Origin of the sequence: Rhizobium sp. NZLR8 (assembly GCF_019685025.1) — a bacterium.
In the GTDB taxonomy this organism is placed as follows: domain Bacteria; phylum Pseudomonadota; class Alphaproteobacteria; order Rhizobiales; family Rhizobiaceae; genus Rhizobium.
In genome coordinates this window covers 1-16,764 of sequence record NZ_JABDVY010000001.1, presented here as the reverse complement: position 1 = coordinate 16,764, position 16,764 = coordinate 1, and the positions used below count along the sequence as shown (strand labels likewise).

Here is a 16,764-nt window from a genome sequence, read left to right as displayed (position 1 = left end):
TCGCCTGGGTCGCTCGACGCGCCTCAGGCGATGTTTTCGAGATTCGCCTGGTGGATCTGGTAAAGCAGCGGCCGGCCGATCATGAAGCGCTCGACCTCGTCCACCGCCATCTCGCCGAGGCGCGCCCGTTCCAGCCCGATGGCGCCGGCAATATGTGGCGTCAGAAAGACATTCGGCAGATCGTAGAATACCGAGCCGGGGTCCGGGATCTCCGGATCGGTGACGTCGATGACCGCATCGATGCGGCCGGTCTTCAGCTGCGAAAGCAGCGCCACCTCATCGACGAGGATGCCGCGCGCGGTGTTGATCAGCGTTGCGCCCTCCTTCATCAGCGACAATCTTCGCGCATCGATCATATGCCGGGTCGAGGGCAGCGACGGCGCGTGCAGGGAAACGATATCGGCGCGGCGCATCAATTCGTCGAGATCGACCTTCTCCGCGCCGAGTCCGGCGGCCTCGGCAGCATCGAGCATGGGGTCGAACAGCAGCAGCCTGTAGCCGAAGGGTTTCAAGAGCTCGATTACCCGCCGGCCGATGCGCGAGGCGCCGACGATGCCGACGATGCGGCCATAGTTTCCGATCGCTTCGCGCTGCATCGGATAGGTCCGGTCGCGGTTGCGGTCGGCGACATAGAGATCACGGAAACGGAAGGCCCGCTTGCCGGCGAAGATGATCGCCGCCAGCGTGAATTCGGCGACCGGCACGGCATTGGCCTCGGCCGAATGGCTGACCACTATGCCGGCTTCGAAGATGCTGTCGTCGATGACGCCCTTTACCGTGCCCGCCGCATGAACGATGAGGCGAAGGTGCGTTGCTGCGGCGGGAATGTCAGGCCCGACATAGGGCGCGCCCCAGCCGGTGATCAGGATTTCGGCTTCGGCCAGCAGGCGTCTGGCCCGCTCGTCGTTGAAATGCTGCAGCGGCTTGGAATCCAGCAGGTGACCGACGGTGTCGAGCCGTTGCAGCAAACCCTCCGGCAGGACGTGTTCCGTGCGCGAGGGCTCCATCGCAAGAACAATGGCCGGGCGGCTCATGGCATCTGTCCCGGCGCTTCGATGGCGCTGACGGTCACGCCTTTTTCCCGCACCAGGGCCTCCAGCATCGCAATATCGGGCGCTTTCGGCGGCTTCGTCCAGGCAGAGGAGACGGCGGCGGGATCGTCGAGCGCCAGCACTGCCGTCACCAGGATGGTTTCACCGGCCGGGATCTGGCCGCGCAGCTGCGGCACGATGGTTTTCGCAACGATCACATTGGTGTTGGGTTGCGCCTTCTGGGCAAGGCCGGCGCGCCTGACCGAAGAACCGAGATCTACAATGCCGGTGAAATCGGCTTCGCCGATCGCGTAGGCAGCCCCATCGGACGCCGAGAGCCTGTCCAGCTCGAAATCCCGGCGGCCGATGGCAAAGCCGCCTTCGGCGATGCGTAACGGCCGGTCAGACCTGATCCGGTGGAGGCGGATATGCCAGGGGGCTTGAGGCAGCAGCCAGGTTTCGACAGCGACAGCGGGGAAAGGCGACCATTTCGCATAGAGCACCTCGCCTGCAAGCTTTGCTTGCTCATTCGTTTCGCGCACGCGGTAATGCAGGCCGTCATCGCTGAAGGCCAGCATCGAATCAAAGGCGGCAAGCGCGAAGCCACGCTCATCGGACTCGACACTGAAGCCGTAGCGGGTGGAATAAGCGAACTTCGCGTATTTTTCCGTGCCGAAACGCATCTGCAGATTTTCCTGGCCCGCAGACAGTGCCACGACATCGCCGCCTGCCCGCATCATCACCATGCCGGGATGACGCTGGGGGACGATAGAGGGTGCCTGCTCCGGCGCCTTTTCCTCAGCGGTCCAGAACGGATGATCCTCGGCGATGGCGAGCGGCAGGAAGGCCTTGAGCGCCCAATAGGGCGAGCCCGCGGAATTGTAGCTTTCCGACATCAGCAGGTTCGGATAGCCAAAACCAATCGACAGCACGCCGTCGCGATCGGCAATCGGCTTATCTTTCCACCAGCGTAGATGCTGCAGGCAGAGATGCTTGACCTCGCCCCAGGGCAAAGCCTCGACATCGGCAAAGGCGAGCGCCGACCAGAAGCCGGCACAGGCAAAGCGATAGGTCAGGCTGCGGCCGAATGGGATCGTCGCGCCGTCGGCGGCAAACCAGTGGCGGAAGTCCCGGGCAAAGAGGATGGCGCGCTCCCGGTAGCGTTTTGCATAATCGTCGTCGACGAGCTTGGAATAGATCAGACCATAGAAATGCATGGCGAACGGAATGTAGTGGTCGATGCGGCGCACGTTGCCGTCGCGATACCAGCCATCGCCGATATAGAAGCCTTCGAGCTCCTGCAGATATTGCCGGGTCAGGCTGCGATCGAAATCGGCGCCGAGACGATCGAGCGCAATATCGACAAGGATCCGGAAGAATTTCCAGTTATTGTCGGCATAGTCGAACTGCCTGGCATGCTTGAGATAGGCGACGACATTGCCGCGGGCGCGCTGATCGAGCGGCTCCCAGATCTTTTCCGGCACCAGCGCCAGGGCAAAACCGAGAGCGGCAAGCTCGACCATCCGCTGATCGCGGCCATTGACCGTTCCCCAATATTCCGGATGGGCGGGATCGGTGCCGTTTGCGAGACCTTCGGCAAAACGATGCCAGTGGGCGAAGTCGCCGTTGCCGGCGCCAAGCGGCGCCAATCCCCAGAGCGGGCGGGCGAAGCCTTCGAGATCGGCTGCCGCCCGGTCGAAATGGGCGGCGCCGCCGCTCAGCCTGACGCGGGCATTGCCTTTTGAAAAACAGACAAGAAGCGGATCGAAGAGATCAAGCAGAGCCCGGCTCATATCGGCGCGGGTTTCGAGCGGATTGCCTGCAAGCGGGTTGGCGCTGGCGGGATCATAGGTCATCAGCATCACTCACGGTTTTTCGGCATTCGGAACGGTCCCTCCCGCAACGGCAACGACCGCCTGGCAGATGTGGCGCGCCGCCGCCGTCCTGTTGCGGAAACGGGACAGCATCAGGAAGACGGCCTCGCGCCCGAGGGCGGCGCGGTCGACGCGCATGGTGGAAAGCCGCGGATTGGTCATCAGCGCGCAGGGCAGATCATCGAAGCCGACGATCGCGAAATCCTCCGGCACACGCATACCGGCTTCGGTGACGGCCTCGAGCACGCCGACGGCGATGAAATCATTCATGCAGAAGGCGGCGGTGAAACCGGCATTTTCGGCAAGGACCGCGGCAGTGCGTTCATGCGCCTCGCGGCTGGCGCTGCCCTCCAGCACCAGAGGCACGAAACGACCCTCGGCGTCGGGGACGGCGGCCACCGCAGCCTCAAAACCGCGGATACGCTCCCGGATAGTATAGCGGTGCGAGCCGCTCAGATGCAGGATGCGGCGATGGCCGGCCTTGATCATTCGGCTGGTCGCTTCATAGGCGCCGAAAAAATTAGCCGGCGAAACGCCATCAAACTGCATTCTGGGATCGGTGCCGTTGACGAGCACGGCCGGCGTCATGGTGCCCTGCAGCCAGTCACGCAGCATCTCGTTCGGGTCGATGCCGACCAGAAAGAGACCCTCGGCATCTGCTGCCTGCATATAGTCGCGCACGGCGTCCGGCGTGATGCGATCCTCGCGAACCATCCGGATCTCGAAGGGCATGCCGGCTTCGGCGGCTCCGGCGCGCAGGCCCTCGACGATCGCTTCATAAAAGACGCTGAGACCGCCGGTGACGCCGTCGCTGGCAATGAGCGCCAGCCCGCCGGCAACGGCTTCGGTCGCAGATTTCACCGGATAGCCGTGCTCGGCCGCCACCTTCAAGATCTGGCGGCGCACGGTTTCGCTGATGCCGGGTTCGTTGGCGAGCACACGCGACACCGTGGAGACGGAGACGCCGGCCAATGTAGCGATATCGGCCTGACGCGGCCGTCTGATTTTTTGGTCGTTGGTTTCTTGGTCGTTGGTTTTTTGTTCATTCATGGGCAAACCTTATGCAAATTATGCAAATTTGCAAGATAAACGTTATTTATTGCAATAATTATTTTTTTGCGTACTCTATTGCAAAATGCACGCCAACGCCGTTGGAGGATGGTAGCGGGCATGTTGCGACAAGGAGGAGGATATCATGCAGGTCAACCGCCGTTCATTTCTGATGGGTTCAGCCGGAGCAGCCGCCGGCCTCGCCTTCGGCGCGGGAAGCGCAATTCCGGCTTTTGCCGAGGACGCGTCGCTGCGCGCCATGTGGTGGGGGTCGAACGACCGCGCCAAGCGCACGCTCGAAGTCGCCAAGCTCTACCAAGCGAAGACGCCCGGCGTCACGATCGTCGGTGAATCGCTTTCGGGCGACGGCTACTGGACCAAACTCGCAACGCAGATGGCCGGCCGCTCGATCGCCGACGTCTTCCAGCTCGAGCCGGGAACGATCTCCGACTATTCCAAGCGCGGCGCGTGCATGCCGCTTGACGAATTCCTGCCTTCGACCCTGAACGTCCAGTCCTTCGGCGCCGACATGCTGAAACTGACCACCATCGACGGCAAACTCTATGGTGTCGGCCTCGGCCTCAACTCCTTCTCGATGTTCTTCGACACGGTCGAATTCGAAAAGGCGGGCATCCCGTTGCCGACACCCGACCTCACCTGGGACGAGTATGCCAAGCTCGCCGTAGAACTCGCCAAGTCCTCCGGCAAGAGCGGCGGCCCCTATGCCGCACGCTATGCCTATGTGTTCGACGCCTGGCTGCGCCAGCGCGGCAAGAGCCTCTTTGCGAAGGAAAGCGTCGGGCTCGGCTTCACAGCCGACGATGCCACCGAATGGTTCGACTACTGGGAGAAGCTTCGCAAAGCGGGGGGCACCGTTGCTGCCGACGTCCAGACGCTCGATCAGAACACCATCGACACCAATTGCCTCGGTATCGGCAAATCGGTGATCGGCATGGCCTATTCCAATCAAATGGTCGGCTATCAGCTGATCATCAAGAACAAGCTCGGCATCACCATGCTGCCGCGGGAAAAGAAGGGTGGGCCGTCGGGCCACTACTACCGTCCCGCGCTTATCTGGAGCCTCGGCGCCACGACAAAGAACGGCGAGGCAGCCGCGAAATTCATCAACTTCTTCGTCAACGATATCGAGGCCGGCAAGATTCTCGGCGTCGAGCGCGGCGTGCCGATGTCCCCGTCCGTGCGCGAAGCCATTCTACCGCAGCTCAACCCGACGGAGCAGGAAACAGTCAAATACGTCAATCTTCTCAAGGATCAGGTCGGCGAATATCCGCCGCCGGTGCCGATGGGCGCAACCCAGTTCGACCAGCGCGTGCTGCGCCCGATCTGTGACGAACTCGCCTTCGAACGGATTTTGCCCGCCGATGCGGCAAGCCGGCTCATCGAAGAGGGTAAGGCGACGATCAAAGGATGATCGATCGCCCGACATGAGAGGAGAGGCCCGCAAACCCCGGCGGGCCTCTCTCCTTTCCGGGCGGTCAGTTGGCCAGGCCTTCGACGACGCGCCAGTCCGGCCGGCCGAGATCGAACGGCCAGGCATGCACATCCCGGTCGTTGAAATAGACGACTTCCTGAAGGTTCGGAAAGGCGCTCTGCTTCAGCGTCGCGGTTTCGATCCAGGGCCTGACATAGGCGTCGCCGCCTTGATAGCCGAGCTCCGCCACCCAGATCGGCTTTCCGTAGCCGGCGACGAGATCGTAACCCTGCTTCAGCGCTTCCGAAAACGTCCGATGCTTGGTGTAGGCAAGCTCGTCGTAGCGTTCCAGGCCAAAGACCGAGAGCCCGACGAGATCGACATAATCATCACCGGGATAGTAGTCCTGCAAGCCTGGCTCGCCCTTCGGCGACCACATCAGCTTAGTGCCCGGCGCCTCTTGGCGGACGATATCCATCATGCGCTTGTAGGCCGTGATATAGTCCCGCGGGTTCCATCCGGACCACGAAAACCGCCCGGACTTGTCCTCCATCTCCTGGCCCCAGCGAATGATCACCGGACTTTTCAGCTGGGATATCATCTGCGCGATCGCACGCATGTTGACATCGTAATCGCCGCGCAGGACCTTTTGACGAAGCTGGCCGGAGGTCAGCCGCCAGTCGACATCCCAGGACCACGGCTCAACCGATATCAGCAGATTGCGGCCTCTGGCCTGCGCGTAGGCATCGGCAACGCGTAGCGTCTCCAGATCGACGTCCTCCCAAGGCAGGAACAGGGCTTCGGTCGCGACATTCGATTGTGCGCCAAAATCACCATTTGGATCATAGGCGCCGAACTTGATGCCGTCGGCATGAAGAACGGGGCGTTTGTCGATGATCGTCTGGACGCCTGCAGCCGGGTTCGGGGCAATGCCCGCATATTGCATCTCGCTTCGGCCCGGCATATCGGCGACACACAGCAGCAGCACCGCTATCGCTGCAGTCGAGAGGTTTTTTTTCAGTAGCTTCTTCATGGCTCACCCTCCTTTTCGGGCTACTTCCTGGCTCAGCAGGACCTGCTTCAGGTCACGCGCTTTCGCACTGACCGAATCCATGGGAACGAGCTTGCCAAACTCGTCATCGCCGCGCACCGACGCATGACGGAAGACATACCAATTGCCGTCCGGCTGGCGCCGCTGATAGATCGTGTTGCCGATTTTGCGATGGCCGAAACAGGTGCTGGCGCGGGCCGCACCTTCTGCATTCGTCCAGGTGGCGCGCATGCAGAGCTGGCCGAGATCGTCGACCACCCACGTGCCTTCGGCGAAGGACTGTTTGCCCTTGTCATTGGTCCAGGCGACGAACCGCCGGCCGTCATCGACGAAACGACCGCCGCCGGTGTTCCAGATCCAGGTCTTGTCGCCGTAGATGCGGTAGAGCTCATAGGCGCTGAGCGGCGTCGGCGCCTTCTTGCCAGCTGCCTCGGCGCAATGTGCCGCCACCGGCAGACACAGGCTGAGAGCAAGGGCTGCTCCATAAAGTTTCGATCCGATACACATTACATCCTCCTGTTCGACACTTGCCGGACTGCCGGCTACACACCCTGTTCGTCCCGTCCCATGTTGCCGAACCCATTCCATTTGAGACGAAATTTGGTGATCCTGGTCTTGCCGCCGCCGAGGCCGGCACCGGCGACGGCAAATTGTGATTCGGTGAAACTGATGAATGGCTGGCCATGGGAAAGAGCTTCGAGGCTGCTGAGGCCATGGCTGCCCAGCTGCATGCCGCCGGTAACCCAGATCGCAAGCCCCATGGCAGTCGCAAGCCGTAGCCCGTGCGATTGCGGCAGCAGCGGCAGACTGCTCTCAATCGCATGGCGAACGACGATCAGTATCGCTAGCAACAGATAGATCGAGAGGTTCATCGCGGCGAAAATGTAAAAGCCCTGAGCGGCAGCGACCTCGCTGGCAAGCGCCATGGCGACGGCGCAAAGCCCGGCGAGCGCGATATAAGGGGCGACGACGCGCAGCGGCAAAGAATGCTGCTGCTGTTTTCCCTTCGGGGTGATGCGGAAGTCGACGAAGGAGCCGGAGATATGATCGCGAACGGCCGCAAGGCTGCCGGCGAGCGACCACGGCCAGCGCAGGAAGATGAAGGCCAGCCCCTCCCAGCCGAAAAGTTTCGCATCATGCGGCCTGAAGGTTCCCGTCGCCCGCCAGAATACGGAAAACAGCGTCAGTACCACCGATATGGGTAGGAAATGCAGCAGGAAATCCGGGTAGGTGACGTCGACGAAGACGTGGCCCGTCAGCAAGGCGGCAACCGGCAGCAGGAACATTACGGCCATGAAGGCGGAAAACAGCGGGTACCACAGCTGCGAGAACACGAACTGAAATTTCAGTCGCCATGGCAGATGGACGACATAGCGGCTGGAATGTTGCAGCAGAATGGTGACGAGGCTGCGCGACCACTGAAATTCCTGGACGACGAGATCGGCAAAATTCGCCGGGCCGTCGCCATGGGCGATCGCATCGACGGCATGGACGCCGCGCCAGCCGCCGGCATTCATCATCAGCGTCGTCGAATGGTCTTCGGCGAGTTCCGGGCCGAGGCCGCCGATCTGGCGAAGTGCGGCGGTGCGAACGGCATAGTGGGAACCGATGCAGAGCGGCGCCCAGCCATTGTTGTAACCTGTCTGCAGCGAACCGTGCAGGCTGGCCTCGGCATAGAGCCTGCCGCGCGCGGCCCAACTCGTACCGACATTCGCATCGCAGATGCTCGGCGCGGAGACATAACCGATTTCAGGGTCGGTGAAGGGGCGCAGGATTTCACGGAGATAGGTCGGCGTCGGCACATGATCGGCGTCGAACTGGGCGACGAAATCATAACGCTCATAGCCGAAATGGTCGTAGAAATAGGCAAGGTTGCCTTCCTTGCATCGCGTCCGGCGCGGCCAGCTTGCGCGATGATATTCCGCCACCCCCTTTCGGGTGGAGATCAGCACGCCGTGCTGCGCGCACCAGCGCCTGGTCTCCTCGGAAGGATCCTCGTCGGCCAGCCAGACATCGAACTCGACGCCGGTCTGGTCGAGCATTGCCTGAAGCGTGGCGCGAACGACGGCAAAAGGCTCGGACGGCGCCTTGGTGACGACCATCGCCACTCGCCCTTCCGGCAGCGGAGCGCGGGGGCTGATCGTCCTCGCATCGAGAAAGATCAGGATGAAATAGGCCGGCACGAGCGTGATCCAGCCCAGTACGAGGGTAATGAGCACAAAGGCGGTCCAGGAAATGATATGGGCGGACTGGCACCACCAGATCCAGAAAAACCCAAGTGCGGCCAGCCAGCAAAGGATGCCGAAACCATAGGCGACGCGGTTCCAGCCGGTAAAAACAGGCTCGAATGCATCCGCGGTGGCGGCTTTAGCCGTACTGACGCCGTGGCCGATTTGCGAAACGTTGCTCACGCTGTCATCTCCAGTCCAAAGGTCGGGCCGGCGGTACGGATGATCGTATCGATATCCGAGAGGGTGGGAGCGAAGCCGAGTTCCGCCTTCGCTCTCGCCGTGTTGGCAAAGAGGATCGGCGGATCGCCGGCCCGGCGGGGGCGATAGCGGACGGGGACTTCACGGCCGGTCGCGCGATAGATGGCTTCGAGGATCTCGAGCACCGAGGTGCCGCGACCGGAGCCGAGATTGACGCTGAGCGAGCCGCCGTCGGCCATCAGATGATTGACGGCGGCAAGATGCGCCTGCGCGAGATCGCTGACGTGAATATAGTCGCGCACGCAGGTTCCGTCCTCGGTCGCATAGTCGGTGCCGAAGATATCCAGCCTCTCCAGCCTGCCGGCGGCAGCGAGAAGGGCGCGGGGGATTAGGTGGGTTTCCGGCTGGTGGCGCTCGGCAAGCTCACCCTCCGGATCGGCGCCGGCCGCGTTGAAATAACGCAGGGCGGCGAAGCGGATGCCATAGGCGGCGGCAAAATCCTCGAGCGCCATCTCGAAGATCAGTTTTGTGCGACCATAGGGGTTGACCGGCAGCTGCGGGCTTTCCTCGCGTATCGGCAACGAGGCGGGAACGCCATAGGTGGCGCAGCTGCTCGAAAAGACGATCCGGTTGATATCCTGGTCGAGGCAGGCCTCGAGCAGCGTCAGACTGCCGACGACGTTGTTTCGGTAATACTTCCTGGGCATCTCGACGGATTCGCCGACGTAGGCATTGGCACCGCAATGAATGACGCAATCAGGCGAAAACTCGGCAAGGGTCCGGCGCAGCGTGGCGGCGTCGGCTAGCTCGGCCCGAATAAGCGGCCCCCAGCGGACGCTGTCGGCATGTCCCGTCGAGAGATTGTCGTAGGTAACCGGGATCATGCCGGCGCGCGACAACGCTTTGCAGATATGACTGCCTATGAAACCGGCGCCGCCGGTAACCAGAATGTAGCGGGGCATCTCATACGACCTCCGCCTTCTCGGTTTCGGCGAGCAGCCCGTCGAAATAATCGACGGTGCGCGCCAGGCCGGCTTCGAGGCCGATGCGGGGTTGCCAGCCAAGATCGGCCAAGGCTCGGGAAATATCCGGCCGGCGCTGACGGGGGTCGTCGGTGACCGCAGGCAGGTGAACGATCCGGGAACGGGAATTTGTCAGGTCGCGGATGATTTCCGCCAGGCGGCGAACGGTGATCTCAGCGGGGTTGCCGAGGTTGATTGGACCGTGGCAGGCGTTGCCGGCGGCCGAGAAACGCAGGAATCCCTCGACGAGATCGTCGACATAGCAGAAAGAGCGGGTCTGCTGACCATCGCCGTAGATCGTCAGGTCTGCATTGCGCAGGGCCTGCACGATGAAATTGGAGACCACCCGGCCGTCATCCAGACGCATGCGCGGCCCATAGGTGTTGAAGATGCGGCCGACCTTGATGTCGACGCCGTAGGTCCTGTGATAGTCGAAGAACAGGGTTTCGGCGCTGCGTTTGCCTTCGTCGTAACAGGCGCGCGGTCCGATCGGGTTGACATTGCCGCAATAGGATTCCTGCTGCGGGCTCTGGCTCGGGTCGCCATAGACTTCCGATGTCGACGACTGAACGACGACAGCACCGGTCTTGCGGGCGCAATCCAAGGTGTTGACGGCGCCGAGCACATTGGTGAGCAATGTTCCCACAGGATCCCGCTGATAATCGGGCGGGGAGGCGGGCGAGGCAAAGTTGAAGATGAGCGACGCTTCGATATCGAAAGGCTGGCGAACGTCGTGCTCGACCATGTGAAAACGGGCGTTCGCGGCGAGGTGATCGACATTCACTCGGCGGCCGGTCGAAAAATTATCGAGGCAGATGACGCGGTGGCCACGCTGCAGCAGCCTTTCGCAGAGATGTGAACCGAGGAAGCCGGCCCCACCATTGACAAGAGCGGTGCCCAGTTGCCTGAGCACCGGTATACGAGTTACCTCAGAATTTCCTTCGCTGGGAACGAAACTACGCATTACAAACTCCTTCCCATGTATTTAGTCTTTTGATTTAGTTATGCACTGCATGTCTCCTCATCCGGCTGGATATTCATTGTATCGACTATCTCAATACGAATAACTTTTTAGTTATTCTTCGGATGACTGAATTACTATTTAAACAATAAGACGATTACAGCTGACGTCAACTTCAAAAATTCTGATTATCCAAAATAACTACGCAACTATTCTTCAGAATAATAAATGATTAATCATTTTATTCCTGCTTCTCACGCGCCACGGGTAGCCTGAGGTCGCTTAAGCCTCACTCAATACAGCAGATGTAGAAGAAAGGAGTAAGGTTGGCCGCGCCGGATTGCGCGACCGGTCTTGCATCCGGAAGCGCCATGTGCGAGGGGTTTTGCTATGTTGAAAAAACAAGATGCAGCGCAGCCGAAAGGCTGGCGTCTATTTCGTTTTGCGATGTTCGCCTGGGGAACGACGCTTATGGCGATCGGACCGAGTGCCTGTGCGGTCGCTGACGACGACATAGCCGTCGTCGCGAAAAAAAGTGTCGTCGTGGTCGAGGCGCCGCGTGTCTCGAAAGACTATACCTATCCGGCAGATCGGCCCGAGCGCCCTGCTGCGGCAACGGTTCACGTCGCCTATCACGGCTCAGCGCCTTATATCTGCTCGCCAAGCGGCTTCGGACAGAAGTCGCACTGCTTCGCGCGCCCCTCGATCTGAAGCGACAGCGTTAAAGCATGTCGCCCAACATCGCGATACGCGTTTCGATCAGTTGCGCCACCGGCCGGACATGTCGTCATCGCCGGCGGGATGCTCATTGAAGAAGCGGGACGCAGCTTCCGTGCGGTTTCGCACGTTCATCTTTTTGTAGATATTGCGGACGTGAACCTTCACGGTGTTTTCTGATAGATGCAGCTTGTCGGCGATGATCTTGTTTTGCGTGCCCTTGCAGATGAGATCCAGTATCTGAACCTCCCGGGTGGTCAAACTGGAGATGCTGTCGCGTCTCAGCTTCAGCGCATTGCTGCGTGCCGCATCGACCGACTTTGTCTGATAGAGGGAGGGCTCCAGTTGGGCGTTCTTGTTGGTGAGGCGATTGAGAAGTGCTGAGGGAAAATGTTCGCCGCCCTTCATCAGTAGATCCACTGCGGCCATGAAGACATCGAGACGCAGGTTGAGCGGCAGGACGCCATCGATGATCCTTGCCTCCACCAGCCGGCTGACATAGGGTTCGAGCATATCGATCGCCTCGACGACGAGTCCGACGGAGGTCTCCGGATGGTTTTCGCGGGCAGCCTGCAGTGCTTCATGAAGCTCCGGCGCCGGTATATGATAGAATAAAACGAGCTTTATATCGCTGGTATCCTTTTCCAGCATCGGCTTTGTGCTCGTTATGCTTGCCACTTCACAGTTCGGAAATTTCTTTGCCAGAGCTTCTACCATGCATTCCGAAAACAGATCCGCCTTGGCAACCACCAGTATAGTATTTCCAGATGAATCCAACTTCCGTCCCTGGTCAGTATTCTCCATCCCTGAGCCTGTCATGAACATATACGCCTCCCGTAGCGTTACACTTTACTCAAACTTGGAGCGATGGCGGGTATTAAATAGTATGAAATGCCGGCCCTTGATGTCACCGCTTTATTTTTTAGACATTTCTTAATTATGTTAATACGGATTGAGAGGGAAGGAAATGGCCCAAAGTGATTAGTTTTAGCGGGCAAAAAACGATAATATACTAAGCTTTGGTTGTATTTTTACTGTGATGGGTACTTCGAGGTTATATCTGCTCCCAATATAGATCAGAGCTTGATGTAATATTTCAGTACAGATTGTTATATTTTCGTCCTGCATGGAGTGTCGTGTACGAGGCGGGCAGCCATCGAATGGTTGCTCTCAGCCCAGCGGCGAGCGCTTGCCCTGCATCAAGATGACCTGGCCGCCGAAACTTTCCGCCAGGTCGGAGAGATCGGGCCACATCTCATCCAGGCGCATTACAAACGGGGCATTGCCCTTGCGGCCAACAAGCGATTGGGCGAAGCGGAGGCAGTCTTCGCTGCGATCCAGGATGTGCATTCGGACGATCCGGCCGCACTCGACTATGCGGCCAAGGCAAGTGCAGCCCTCGAACGGATCCGCACGAGCGTCGAGCCAGCTCCTCATAAGACCGACGTCGCGCAGGAGACTGTCCTCCGCTGGAATCGGGGACGGCAGCTCAGCAAGCGACGCCGGCCGCGTCTGCATTGACGGGATTTTCGCCGGTTGCGCAAAAATGCGTTTGGGCGCTTCCTGAATGCGCAGTCGCCATGGTCTTTGATTTTGAGCTGCGATCGTTGCTAAAAGAGGTGCAAGCCTATTTTGCAACTCCTCAGTAGGAACTCATGCAGACCAATGCAGATGGCGCCGAAAGAGAACGGCTTCTGGCCATTCTCGATTTCTGGCACAAGATCGAGTTCTTCATTCCCTATGATCTATCCAGTCGTGTCGTCACAGGTGAGGGCCGAAGTGTCTTCTGGCTGCATGCAAGGACGCTTGAAGATGACGGTGCATCACTCCGCCGTCCCGCGATCCCCGAGGGGAAGCAGATCACGGGTTTTACGCTGTTCCTCGGCGTCTTCAGCAAATCCGAAGTCACCGACATCCGCAGGCGCTTCGATAGCGTTGCAGCCGATATCGCCGAATATGAGGATGCCGAGCGCGGCGATCTCGATGGCGATACCTGCTTTGCCAGCCTGCAGCTCACGCCCTTGGGACAGCCGATCTTCGAGACATTTTCGGTCTCCACGCTTCCTTGGGCTCTGGGTCGCGTGCAGAAATCCGGCCTCTCCTCGCTCAGCTACGAGGCATTTGCCGACTGCAAGCGGCAGCTATCGGAACTGCTTCAAAATTTTCGGGCGCAGCGGCATTTGAGATCGCCATCCTTCGGGGACACAGACGATCAACCGATCGACGCCGGCGAGATTCTGACGCTGCATGAATTGCTCTGCGATTGGGCCGGCTTTGCCTCGCCTCGGGAGATGCCCATCGCCGCCGTTGAGATACGCTACAAAGACAAGGCGGAAAGGCCTGAAGTCCTGTCGCTGCCGCCTCAGCAGGAGAGCCATGCGCCCGATGCCGAGGATGAGGAGGATGACAGTGCAAGCGTTGAAGAAGAGATCGGTATCCTGAACAGCTTCTTCATCGAGGATATCGAGCGGGCGATGATGCGCGTCAAACACGGCGATATTCCCGAGCCGCTCAGGCGATATCTCACCCCGCTTGCGCAGGAGAAGCGGATCGACCTCTATACGGCGGACGGACGCCAGGCGATCGTTCGGGCCTTGCATCCGGGAAATATCAACCGCGGACGCTGGCTCAGCGAACCTTATCACGCGATGAGCCTCATGCAGCAGTTCGCGATCAATTCGGCCATCGGCGAGCTTTCGAAAACCGGACTGTTTTCGGTCAACGGCCCGCCGGGGACGGGAAAGACGACGCTGCTTCGCGATCTGTTCGCGGATAATATCGTTCGGCGCGCCCGCGTGCTCTCCTCCTTGAAGACGGCGCGCGATGCCTTCGACGGACCAGCGCGCCGCGCCATCTTCGCAGACCGGAGCACCGCCACGATATCGGCACTGATCCCGGCCCTTACCGGTTTCGAAATGGTCGTCGCCTCCTCCAACAATGCCGCCGTGGATAATATTTCGCGCGACCTTCCCAAGCGAAGCTCGATCGCCAGGGCGTCTTCCTTCCACTATCTGCAGACGGTCGCGCACAAGGTCGCTTGTCAGAAGGACAATGGTGCCGCCGTCAAGCTTTCCGACGGCGACCGTCCGTGGGGGCTGATCGCCTGCGCGCTCGGCAACTCCAGGAACCGTCGCGCCTTCAAGGAACGTTTCGCCTTCATGGAAATCACCGAAAGGCCGAATCCCGGCTGGTCCGGCGCGGCCAGGCCGCAGACCATCTGGGAATGGCTTAAGAGTTACGAGGGGCCGAGTTTCGCCGAAGCATCAACGGCCTTTGATGACGCCGATGCCCTGGTTCTTGACAAGATCGGTCAATATGCACGCTATGCCGATCTCTATGACGACATCGCCGGGGTGTCAGAGGATACGTTCTGCAGCGAGACGCTTAAAGGGGTCGGGGAAGCCGCCGCCGAACTCCGGGGCGTGCAGGGCCGTTGCGACACGGCGGCGGCCGAAATGCTGCGTCTCCGCGAAGGATTGTCGGGTCTGAAGGAGGAAGAACAGCTGCTCGACCGCAGCGCGCCTGCGTGGTGGGAGCGAGCGCTGCCGAGCAACTCTACCCGGCAGCATCGGCAAGACGTCGGCGCCAATGCGCGTCGGCAGCTGGAATTGCGCAAGGCACTGGCAGAATGCGAGGACCATCTTGCGAAAATCCATGAACCTCAGCTGGAACAGGCGTTGCTCAAGCATGAACGGGCCGAACAGGCACTGCGGTCTCGGCGGAAAATCTGGTCCAGGAAAAGAAGTGAATTCGACCGTCTGGGGGAAATTTTCAATCATCCTGCCGCACCCGACCGTCTCGCCGATCTCGAGACCGACCAGTTCCAGATCGACGGCCTGTGGCATCAGGACGAACTGGCAGGTCTGCGCTCGGCATTGTTGGAAGCAGCATTGACGCTGCATGAAGCATGGCTGGCGGAGGTTGGCAGGAAGGGCGGGGGTTTTGGTGGAAACATTGTCGCCATCAGCAAACTGCTTTCCAACAATAGCCCCGTCGATGGGGAGCACATTGTGTCGATCTGGCAAAGCCTTTTCATGATCGTTCCTATCGTCTCGACAACATTTGCCTCCTTCGCCCGGCAATTCCGCGGGCTCGAAGCTGGTTCGATCGGCTGGGTCTTTATCGATGAAGCGGGTCAGGCGGTGCCGCAAGCGGCGGTCGGAGCCCTGCTGCGGGGGCGCCGTGTCATGGCGATCGGCGATCCCCAGCAGATCGAGCCGGTCTTTACACTTCCGAGCGCGCTGATCACCGCCGCTTCGTCTCTCTCAGCCCACACGGCGACAGGACAATATTCACCGAACCGGGCGTCGGTGCAGATGCTGGCCGATGCCGCAAACCGCTACGGAACGACAGTCCCCGGCGAGGAAGCGGATGGACTCTGGATCGGCTGTCCTCTCCGGGTGCACCGGCGCTGCATCGATCCGATGTTCGGCCTTGCCAACCGGATCGCCTATCAGAACAAGATGGTATTCGGGCTGGAGAAGCGCCGCCCTGCTGGCGACGCACCGCCGTTTTATGGCGACAGCGCCTGGATCGACGTCAGGGGTAGGGTCGCGGGCAAACAGACCGTTGCAGAACAGACGGACTTCATCGTCAACGTCCTCACTGCCACATATCGCCGGAATGGCGCATTGCCGGATCTCTATATCATCTCGCCGTTCAAGGAGGTCAAGAACAGCCTGAGGCAGGCTCTGGCCCATGCAGCATGGATGGACCGGAACGGAAATATGCGGTCCCCTCCATCGAGACTGTCCAGGTGGCTGCGGGAAAGGATAGGCACGGTGCATACCTTCCAGGGCAAGGAGGAAGACATCGTTTTCATGGTTCTCGGCGCCGATGCCGATCATAGCGGAGCCGCAGCCTGGGCCGCATCCAAGCCGAACCTGTTGAACGTGGCGCTGACACGCGCGAAGCGCCGCTTCTATATCGTCGGCGACCGCACTCTCTGGCAAACCTTGCCGTACTTCAGGGAGACGGCGGATGCCTTGGAGACAATTCAAGCAGGGGAATTCCTGGCTCGGAATGGTTTGGACTGACAATCTTGCTGTCGTGTGCTGATTTCACCGTCGCCCCGTAAACGCAAAAGCCCGCCATGAGGCGGGTTTTTGGGTATTGTGTGTTTGATCATGGAAGGATTGGTTGCGGGGGCAGGATTTGAACCTGCGGCCTTCAGGTTATGAGCCTGACGAGCTACCGG

The 16,764-nt window shown here is 60.1% G+C and carries 12 protein-coding genes and 1 pseudogene; 4 read left to right on the top strand and 9 right to left on the bottom strand.

Translation table 11 applies throughout. The features are described 5' to 3' along the window. Positions 1-23: 23 nt before the first annotated feature. The 3 genes from HJB89_RS00065 to HJB89_RS00055 are packed head-to-tail and all read right to left on the bottom strand — an operon-like array spanning position 24 to position 3,955. Positions 24-1,034, bottom strand: coding sequence for a hydroxyacid dehydrogenase (locus tag HJB89_RS00065; protein ID WP_207582376.1), 1,011 nt, complete (start codon positions 1,032-1,034; stop codon positions 24-26). Further along, entirely contained in the window at positions 1,031-2,887 is a 1,857-nt protein-coding gene (locus HJB89_RS00060) for a DUF2264 domain-containing protein (RefSeq protein ID WP_207582375.1), read from the bottom strand. The genes HJB89_RS00065 and HJB89_RS00060 overlap by 4 nt, the downstream gene beginning before the upstream one ends. 9 nt (positions 2,888-2,896) lie before the next feature. Beyond that, a complete protein-coding gene (locus HJB89_RS00055) occupies positions 2,897-3,955 on the bottom strand; it encodes a LacI family DNA-binding transcriptional regulator (RefSeq protein WP_221116446.1) in 1,059 nt (352 codons plus the stop codon). 145 nt (positions 3,956-4,100) lie between these two features. On the opposite strand from HJB89_RS00055, the gene HJB89_RS00050 reads away from it, so the two are divergent. Continuing rightward, complete coding sequence (locus HJB89_RS00050) at positions 4,101-5,387, top strand: ABC transporter substrate-binding protein (RefSeq protein WP_221148618.1); 1,287 nt, start codon at positions 4,101-4,103, stop codon at positions 5,385-5,387. A gap of 64 nt (positions 5,388-5,451) precedes the next feature. Here the strand turns inward: HJB89_RS00050 and HJB89_RS00045 are convergent, their stop codons facing one another. The 5 genes from HJB89_RS00045 to HJB89_RS00025 are packed head-to-tail and all read right to left on the bottom strand — an operon-like array spanning position 5,452 to position 10,853. Continuing rightward, positions 5,452-6,420: a glycoside hydrolase family 26 protein gene (locus HJB89_RS00045; RefSeq protein WP_221133200.1), complete on the bottom strand. Its 969-nt coding sequence runs from the start codon at positions 6,418-6,420 to the stop codon at positions 5,452-5,454. Positions 6,421-6,423: 3 nt separating this feature from the next. Beyond that, positions 6,424-6,945 (bottom strand): DUF995 domain-containing protein, encoded by a 522-nt coding sequence (locus tag HJB89_RS00040; RefSeq protein WP_207582371.1) that lies wholly within the window; start codon positions 6,943-6,945, stop codon positions 6,424-6,426. Between the two features lie 35 nt (positions 6,946-6,980). Continuing rightward, a complete protein-coding gene (locus tag HJB89_RS00035) occupies positions 6,981-8,849 on the bottom strand; it encodes a glycosyltransferase family 2 protein (protein ID WP_221148616.1) in 1,869 nt (622 codons plus the stop codon). After that, positions 8,846-9,829: a UDP-glucose 4-epimerase GalE gene (gene galE, locus HJB89_RS00030; protein ID WP_221116441.1), complete on the bottom strand. Its 984-nt coding sequence runs from the start codon at positions 9,827-9,829 to the stop codon at positions 8,846-8,848. The genes HJB89_RS00035 and galE overlap by 4 nt, the downstream gene beginning before the upstream one ends. Before the next feature lies 1 nt (position 9,830). Further along, the gene (locus HJB89_RS00025) at positions 9,831-10,853 is read right to left on the bottom strand and encodes a UDP-glucuronic acid decarboxylase family protein (protein ID WP_207582368.1); all 1,023 of its coding nucleotides are present in this window, start codon (positions 10,851-10,853) and stop codon (positions 9,831-9,833) included. Between the two features lie 387 nt (positions 10,854-11,240). Here HJB89_RS00025 and HJB89_RS00020 point away from each other — a divergent pair, with 387 nt between their 5' ends. Beyond that, the gene (locus HJB89_RS00020; RefSeq protein ID WP_207582367.1) at positions 11,241-11,561 is read left to right on the top strand and encodes a hypothetical protein; all 321 of its coding nucleotides are present in this window, start codon (positions 11,241-11,243) and stop codon (positions 11,559-11,561) included. A 48-nt stretch (positions 11,562-11,609) separates the two neighbouring features. On the opposite strand, the gene HJB89_RS00015 is transcribed toward HJB89_RS00020, so the two are convergent. Next, positions 11,610-12,392 (bottom strand): response regulator transcription factor, encoded by a 783-nt coding sequence (locus tag HJB89_RS00015; protein WP_221116440.1) that lies wholly within the window; start codon positions 12,390-12,392, stop codon positions 11,610-11,612. A 363-nt stretch (positions 12,393-12,755) separates the two neighbouring features. Between HJB89_RS00015 and HJB89_RS33030 the strand changes: the two are divergent. Both HJB89_RS33030 and HJB89_RS00005 read left to right on the top strand, forming a co-directional pair. Then, positions 12,756-13,088, top strand: a pseudogene (locus HJB89_RS33030) (cellulose biosynthesis protein); the annotation flags it as partial. A gap of 134 nt (positions 13,089-13,222) precedes the next feature. Then, a complete protein-coding gene (locus HJB89_RS00005) occupies positions 13,223-16,603 on the top strand; it encodes a DEAD/DEAH box helicase (protein ID WP_207582364.1) in 3,381 nt (1,126 codons plus the stop codon). The last annotated feature ends 161 nt before the right edge of the window (positions 16,604-16,764 follow it).